The sequence below is a fragment of the Actinosynnema sp. NPDC059335 genome, assembly GCF_042752395.1.
GTDB lineage: Bacteria > Actinomycetota > Actinomycetes > Mycobacteriales > Pseudonocardiaceae > Actinosynnema.
In genome coordinates, this window is sequence record NZ_JBHYXZ010000033.1 from 55,263 (window position 1) to 62,840 (window position 7,578).

Here is a 7,578-nt window from a genome sequence, read left to right on the forward strand (position 1 = left end):
ACCCACGTGCGCCGCGACCCGGCGAGGGCGCGCGGGAAAACCGCAGCGGTTTCCCGAAATCTATATTTCCGCTGTATTCCGGTCGACCCGCTCAGGCGCCGGACGCCACGGGCATCAGGTAGACCAACGCGTCGTCCACGCCGTCCAGGCACAGCACGTCGTGGGCCATGTCGTCGTAGAACCCGCCGAGCACGCCCAGCGCGAGCCCCGTCGAGGCGGCCACCAGGGCGAGGTTCTGCGCCAGGTGCCCGGCCTCGGTGAACGCCAACCGCAGGGCCCGCAGCCCGTACGCCTTCCGCAGCGCCCCTACCCGCACGTAGAGCGCCAGCAGCGCGGGCGTCGTGGTCGGGTCGACCCGGTCCACGCCCCGGCCGAACCACATCGAGGTCGCCGCCACGTCCTCGGCCGGCGGCGCGGGCGCGACGTGCGCCAGCGTCCGCCGCGCTTCGTCCACTTCGTACACACCCGGCTCCAGCCCGGTCACCCGCCACGCCAGCACGCGCAACCGCGCGCTGTGCCGGGCGCCGGCGCTCGGGTACGGCCGGCGGCCGTCCGGCAGCGCGCCCTGCGCGGTCCACAGCAGGGTGGCGAGCTGCGCGGCATCGAGCGGCCCGGCCAGCTCCGCGCCGCGCGCGGTGTGCCGGGTGGACAGCGCCTCGACCAACGAGCCGGACGGGGGCGCGACCTCCGGCAGCGGCACGTCCCGCCACCACGGCGGCGTCGGCGCGGGCGGGGTCGCGGCGGGCAGCGGTCCCTGGTCCGGCACGCCCGAGTGGAACCGGCTGGCCGCCAGGTAGCGCCGGTCCGGCGCGGTCGCCCCGTCCTCGTGGAACGGCACGGGCCCGTCCGGGTCCTCGGCCGTCATCGCGACCAGCCGGCACACCGTCCGCTCCGCCTCCGGGTCGAGGCCCAGCCGGTTGCACAGCATGTGGAGTTGCGACGCCCAGGCGTAGCGCGGCAGGTCCGCGCCGCGCACCTGCTCGGCCCAGTACGCCACCACGCCCGTGGCGTGCTCCTCCAACCGGTCCCAGCGCGCGGCGAGCCGGGTCGCCCGTGCCGCGTGCAGCGTCCGGGCGGCGACGTGGGACCCGAGCGAGGGCGTGCCCACCGGTTCGCGCGCCTGACGCCAGCCCGTCGCCAGGGATCGCAGCCACGACGCCGCCTCGACCCGGTCGAGGCGCAACGCGCTCGTCGTGGCCATCACCAGCTCCACGGCGGCGGTGATCTTCGCGCCGGGCGTGCGGGCCGACCGCAGCACCGCGACCGCCACGTCCGTGCTGCGGCAGAACACCTCCTCCGCGAGCGGCAGGGCCTGCGGGCCGCCGTACCGCTCGACCTCGGGCTCGTACGGAACCTCCCGCACGTCGCCGTGCGGCAGCCGGTCGTCCTCGGCGGGGAAGGCCGCCGGGTCCGCGTCCAGCACGGGGTGGCCGGCCGCGGCGACCAGCTCGCGCAGCCGGTCGGCCAGGTCCACCCGGGCGTCGCGCAGCCGGACGCGCAGGTGCGGCCCGGTCCGCCAGTACCGCATGTAGAACCAGTCGGCGAGGCGTCCGGCCGCGCGGTGCGCGGTCAGCTCGGGGGCGAGGACGTCGGCGATGAACGCGTCCACGTGCCCGACCTCCCACGACAGCCGGACGTGCAGGCTGGTCCACGTCATCGCGCCTCCAAGGGGGTGAGGTCGTAGGCGAAACCCGCGCCGCGCGGCCGGCCGAGCAGGAGCAGGTACAGCAGGCTGTGCGACGCGGGCGCGCCGGCCAGGGCCTCCAGCGGGCCGTCGTGGGTGCTGCGCGCCGGGCGGCAGAACGCGCCCGCGTGCGCGGCGGCCGTGCACACGTGCTGGGCGGTCGCGCCGGCCGCGCGCAGCAGCGCCCGGTAGCCGTCCGGACCGTCGCCCGCCACCGCGGCCGCCGGGTCGCCGGTGGTCACCAGGGCGAGGTTCATCGAGGCGAGGTGGATCGTCCCGGGCGGGTGGCCGAACACGGCCTGGAGGCTCGGCAGCGCCGGACCCGGCTCGACCAGCCGCAGGCCGCCCGTGACGGCGTACCAGCCGTCGGCGACGCCCTCGACGTTGCGCACGGCCAGCCGGTGCCGCAGGTCGTCGCGCACCGGCGACCCGGCCGGCGGGTGGTTGACGGCCCGCACCACGGCGTCGAGCGTGCCGCGGGGCAGCGGTCGCGGGTCGGCCGCGATGCCGCGCGGACCCGACCCCGAGCTGCGGCGCGGCAGCGGGGGCGGTTCGGCGGGGCCCGCGAACGCCAGCGAGACGGTCAACCCCTCGGCACGGGCGACGAGCCCGACCTGGGCCGCCCGCTCGACCAGCGCCGCGGCGACGTGCCCCACCTCCAGCTCGGTCAGCACGTCGCCGAACTCGCGGTAGCCGGGGGAGAGGCGGTCGCGGCGGCGGACCAGCTCGACGCGGACGGGACCGTCGAGCGCGGGCGGCCGGTCGCCGACCAGCGCCCGGCGCACGGGGTCCAGCGGCCACCGCCGCGCCCCGACCGCCAGCACCAGGTCCACGGTGGCGGCCGCCCGCGCGGACGGGTACGCCCGGTGGTCGTTGTACTGGTTCCACGGCTCCCAGCGCAGCGGTGTCGCCACGTCGACCAGCAGCCGCGCCACCGCCGCGCCGAACCGGCCGGGCAACGCCGTGAGCGGCACGCGCGGACCCTCCGCCGCCGGCGTGCGCGGCGACTCCCCGGGCTCCACCAGCCGTCCCGGCCCGTGGGTGTAGGCGGCGGCGAGCGCCGCCGCCGCCCCCGCGGTCACGGGGACGGGGTGCGCGCCGGGTGGTGCGGTCTCGGTGACGGGAGCGGGTGGGGCGGCGGGCTCTGTGGTCGCGGGGACGGGAGCGGGTGGGGCGGCGGGCTCTGTGGTCGCGGGGACGGGTGAGGTGGCGGGTGCTGCGGTCATGGCAACCGACGGGGTGGCGGCGGGCGCCGCGGGTTCGGGGGTCACGGGAACGGGTGGGGCAGCGGCGGGCCGGCGAGGCGCAGCCGGGGCAGGCCGTGCGTGCGCCGGTTGGCCTCGCCGAACGTCATCGGCACGGTGCCCGGCACGATCACCTTGGCCGAGTGCAGGCCGAGCCGTTCGCGCACCACCGGGTCGCTCTGGTCGACCGCGATCACCTCCAGGTCCAGCCGCTCCCACGCGCGCACGTAGTGCTCCAGCAACGCGTCCAGGTCGTCGCGCGGCACGTCGGGGACGGCGAGGTCGCCCTCCGGGCCGGGCCGCAGGAAGTCGTACCGCGGCGCGGCCTCCGGCAGGCCGTTGACGTTGACGTGGTCGTCCATGGTGCGGATCCGGCGCGGGTCGCGCAGCAGCGCGCGCAGCCGGTCCGGGTCGAAGTCGCCGGGATCGGTGCGGTAGCGCTTCGCGCCCGCCTCCACGTCCATCACCACCTCGGCCGTCGCCGACCGCATCGCCGCGTCCGGGTCCAGGCCGGCCCCCGCGGCGAAGAACGCCTGCGGCAGACCGGGTCTCGTGGCGCGGGCGAGGGAGAGCACGGCCGGCACGCCCAGGTCGTTCGTGGCGTCGTACAGCTCCAGCCGGTAGCCGAGCTGGTCGAGCCGGTCCGCGAGGTGCGTGGCGACCTCGTCGCGCACGCGCAGCCGGGGGAGCGGGCGGCGGCCGTACCAGGCGGTCAGGAACGCGTCCCGCTCGGCGACCTCGAACAGCCCGTACAGCACCGCCTCGGTGAGGCTGTTGCCGGCGCCGCAGCCGTTGGACGTCTCGTCGACGAACCGGGGCCCGGTCGCCGGGCCCCAGTAGGCCACGTGCTCGGGCACCGCCACCGGCCGACCCCGGGTGTAGGACCAGCCGTGCACCCACCGGCTCCGCACGTCCGGGCGGTACGGCACGACGTGCGGCGACTCGTGGTCGGGCAGCCCGAGGCGGGTCGGGTCGAGCGCGCGGTCGCCGAGTTCGGCGTAGGACGCCTCCAGCACGGTGGTCACGCGCCGCGGCGCCAGGCCGGCGTGCCGTTCGACCGCTTCGTACAGCGCGACCCGCTCGGCGTCGGCGTAGTCGGCGGTGCGGCCGAACCCGGCCTGACCGCCGCCCAGCTCGGCGCTCACGGCCGCCACGGTCAGGTCGCCGATGCGGTGCATCCCGCCGACCGGGCCGTGCCGCAGGTCGAACAGCTCCCGGCGCAGCGCGTCGCCCGCGGTGCGCGGGTTCGCGCCGCGCAGCGTGCCCGCCACCACCGGGACGGGTTCGCGGACCACCGTCGCGGCCTCCGCCGAGTCCTCCGGCAGCGGACCGCACGCGGGGCAGCCGCCGGGCCTGGGCCGGACCCGGTGCTCGCCCACCGTCGCGAGGTCGGTCCGCAACGCCAGGACGCGGTCCCGGTGCGCGTCCGGGTCGGCCAGCACGCGGTCCACCAGCAGCGCGAGCAACGGCCGGAGCGTGACCGACGCCAGCCCGCCCAACCTCATCGCGGCGTCGCCGCGCGGCACGGACCCGCCGAGCGCGGCGAGCCGGGCGTCCTCGGCGCACGCCACGCACACCCCGCCCGACACCGGCCCGATCAGCACCAGCGCGCCGTCGAACCGCACCGGCAGCACCGCGCCGTCACCGCCGATGCCCGCCAGGTCGCCGATGGCGTAGTCCCGCAGTTCCACCACCCGCACGGTCATCGCGCCACCTCCGCCACCGCGAACGCCGCCAGCCCGGCCGCCTCCAGCACGGGACCGAGGGGCACGGCCTTCACCTCGACCGCGAGGGCGCGCAACGCGTCCTGCAACGCCCCCTCGCCGTCACGCACCCCGTACGGCCAGTGCCAGTCCCGGTCGGTCCACGGCGCGGCCGCGCCGGCGGGTTCCGCGACCGGCGCGGCCCCGCAGAGCACGACCGGCCCGGCGACGCCGGCCTGGGCCTTCCCGGCCGCGGCGAGGGCGGCGAAGGCCACGGCGTCGGCCGGCTCCGCCTCGACCGCCCAGGACAGCTCCTCGCCGTCCGCCCGCACCACCGCCCGCACCACGCCGGGGGCGAGCCTGGTCACCTCCAGCTCGGCGGGCAGCGCGAACCGGAGCGTCACGGCCTTCCACCACCGGCGGGCGGTGGCGTTGCCGGCCCACTCGGTCTCCTCGACCGGCGTGCCCGCCCGGTGCCGGACGGCGGTGCGCAGGGCCAGGCCCGCCGCGTGCACTTCGTCCACGCCGAGGACCGCGCCGGCCGGCGCCAACCGGGTCGCCGCGCGGACCAGCGCGTCCAGCCGGGCGGAGTGCTCGGTCGCGCCGAAACCGACCACGTCACCGGACGCGGCCAGCTTGACCGGCAGCTGCGGCAGGTCGCCGGGCAGCGGCGTGGGCACCGGCCCCAGCTCCCGGTCGCCCAGCACCTCCAACGGCGTGCCGCCGCCCTCGCGCGGCCGGACCGCGGACAGCCACGGGTGGTACTCGGCGTGCAGCGGGTCGACCCGCGCCACGAGCACGGCCTGGTGCGGCGGCCCGGTCGGCGGCACGTCGCTCCACATGTCCACCACCTCGGTGGACGGGTCGGGCAGCCCGCCCACCGCGCACACGAGCCGGTGCGCGGCGGCCGAACCGACCAGCGCGGCCAGCACCTCCGGCGGCGTGCCGGGCGTGCCGGCCAGCCGGTCCGCCACCGCGGCCGCGTCGGCCTCCACGTCGGCGAGCGCGCCCGGCTCGACCACGAACCCGACGTCCGCCGCGCACCCGGCCGCGACCGCGGGCCCCTCGGCCGCCAGCACCAGGCCCGCGCCGGGCCGCACGGCGGCCACGTCGAGCCCCGCGGCGACCAGCGCCCGGTGGGCGGCGGCGGCCAACGCGCCCTCGCCGGTCACCGCCACGGTCGCCGACCGCAGCCGCCGCCACGCCGCCCGGGGGGACGGGGCCACGGAGTCCAGCCAGCCCGCGATGTCGTCGGGCGGCGCGTCCTCACCCCAGTCGACCGGCGACTCGACCAGCATGTCGTGCTCGCGGAGCTGGCCGATCAGCAGCTCCAGCGCCCGCGCCACGGCCGGTGACGCGGTCGCCGGCACCGCCAGCCGCTCGGGCGGCACGCCGTCGGCCAGCGGGCCCGCCAGGCGCTCCCAGATCGTCCAGAGGCCCTTGCCGCCGTCGAGGGTGAAGCTGGACCGCCAACCCCGCACGTGCAGACCGGTCGCGGTGGGCGTCGCGTGCACGACCGGCCGCAGCCGCAGCACCACCCCGCTCACCGCGACACCTTCGCCATCCGCGCGACGTGCGCGGGCCAGTCCAGCCCGGTGATCCGCTGCACCGCCCGCACCACCAGGCTCGCCGCGAGGTAGCGCTCGACCGGCGTCACGTCGCACACGGCCAGTAGCTGGTAGAGCATGTTCGTCCCGAAGCGGTAGACGGTGACCGGCCGCTGGTAGTCGGGGTGGTCGAAGTCGACCTCGCGCAGCCGGAGGTGGTACTCGCCGACCCGGTCGACGTGGTCGCGGTGCCAGCGCCGGATCGCCTGCTCCTCGCCCAGCCGGACGGCCCGCTCGCCGAGGTGCCCGGAGTATGCCGTGGGCAGCTCGCCCCGGTCGAACGCCTCCTCCACCACCGCGCGGGTGGCGTCGGTCCACGCGATCCAGGGCGTTCCCGTCGTCCCGGCGGCGACGCGCTCCACCATGTCCGCCTTCTGCTCCGCGTTGCGCTCCCAGACACCGTCGAACCGGGCGCGCAACACGCCGTCGGGATCGTCGTGCAGCAGGAAGCCCTCCAGGTGGGACAGGAACGAGTGGTAGCCGTTCACCAGGCCCGCCGGGAACCGGCTCGCGTGCGCGGTCATCGCGACCACGGCCAGCCGGACCCGGGACCGGCTCGTGCCGTCGACCGCCACCGCGTCGGCGATCGCGGGCACGCCGAGCCGCAGGCACCGGGACCGCAGGTCCACCAACGCGTCCGACCCGAGCAGCTCGCGGAGCGCCGTGAGGTCGGTCGGCTCTACGAGCACCGTGTTGTCCGGGTGGATCGGCTCGTACGGCGGCGGCACCAACTCGGCCGTCCCGTACTGCTTCGACCGCGCCAGCAGCACTTCCGGTGAGACGTCCGATGTGGACGGACGCTCGGCCAGGTACGCGCGCAGGCGGGACGCGACGAGTTCGGCGGCGTCGTCCGGACCGTCCAGCCGCACCCGCACGTGCGGCCCGTGCAGCCAGTGCCGCTCCACGTGCCCGGTCGCGCCACCCGCCTCCGCCTCCGCCAGCGCGGGCAGCACGGCGTCGCGGAGCAGCGCCGCCTTCACCGGGTCGTGGTAGTAGCAGACGACGTCGGTCACGAAGCCCTCCAGTACGTTTCCGCGATCAGTTCGACCACCCGTCCTCCCTCGCCCGGCACGGGCAGCGCCTCGGTCAGCCGCACGCCGTCGGGGAACCGCGCCAGCAGGCGCGGCAGGCACCGCAGGTGCAGCGGGTCGCCCAGGTCGGCGTACTGCGGTTTGCCCACCGTCAGCGCGCGCAGGTAGGCGTCGGCCGACGCCGGTCCGCCGTCCGGGCCGACGAACACGTGCTCCGGCAGCCCGTGCCGGGCGCGCAACCGGGCCACCGCGAGGGGGGGCCCGTCCCACCCGCTGTCGATTATAGAAAAAATAATACTCCGCAGATAT

The 7,578-nt window shown here is 77.3% G+C and carries 6 protein-coding genes; all 6 read right to left on the minus strand.

Annotation, left to right across the window (positions count from 1 at the left end; genetic code table 11):
- Nucleotides 1-91 precede the first annotated feature (91 nt).
- A complete protein-coding gene (locus ACFXGA_RS13225; protein ID WP_378087386.1) occupies nucleotides 92-1,657 on the minus strand; it encodes a thiopeptide-type bacteriocin biosynthesis protein in 1,566 nt (521 codons plus the stop codon).
- Nucleotides 1,654-2,766: a hypothetical protein gene (locus ACFXGA_RS13230; RefSeq protein WP_378087388.1), complete on the minus strand. Its 1,113-nt coding sequence runs from the start codon at nucleotides 2,764-2,766 to the stop codon at nucleotides 1,654-1,656. Before ACFXGA_RS13230 ends, ACFXGA_RS13225 begins: the two co-directional genes overlap by 4 nt.
- A 185-nt stretch (nucleotides 2,767-2,951) precedes the next feature.
- On the minus strand, nucleotides 2,952-4,634 hold the full coding sequence (locus tag ACFXGA_RS13235; protein WP_378087390.1) for a TOMM precursor leader peptide-binding protein: 1,683 nt from the start codon (nucleotides 4,632-4,634) through the stop codon (nucleotides 2,952-2,954).
- Nucleotides 4,631-6,178, minus strand: coding sequence for a hypothetical protein (locus ACFXGA_RS13240; protein WP_378087392.1), 1,548 nt, complete (start codon nucleotides 6,176-6,178; stop codon nucleotides 4,631-4,633). Before ACFXGA_RS13240 ends, ACFXGA_RS13235 begins: the two co-directional genes overlap by 4 nt.
- Entirely contained in the window at nucleotides 6,175-7,251 is a 1,077-nt protein-coding gene (locus tag ACFXGA_RS13245; protein WP_378087394.1) for a lantibiotic dehydratase C-terminal domain-containing protein, read from the minus strand. The genes ACFXGA_RS13240 and ACFXGA_RS13245 overlap by 4 nt, the downstream gene beginning before the upstream one ends.
- A complete protein-coding gene (locus ACFXGA_RS13250; RefSeq protein ID WP_378087396.1) occupies nucleotides 7,248-7,517 on the minus strand; it encodes a hypothetical protein in 270 nt (89 codons plus the stop codon). The genes ACFXGA_RS13245 and ACFXGA_RS13250 overlap by 4 nt, the downstream gene beginning before the upstream one ends.
- Nucleotides 7,518-7,578 lie beyond the last annotated feature (61 nt).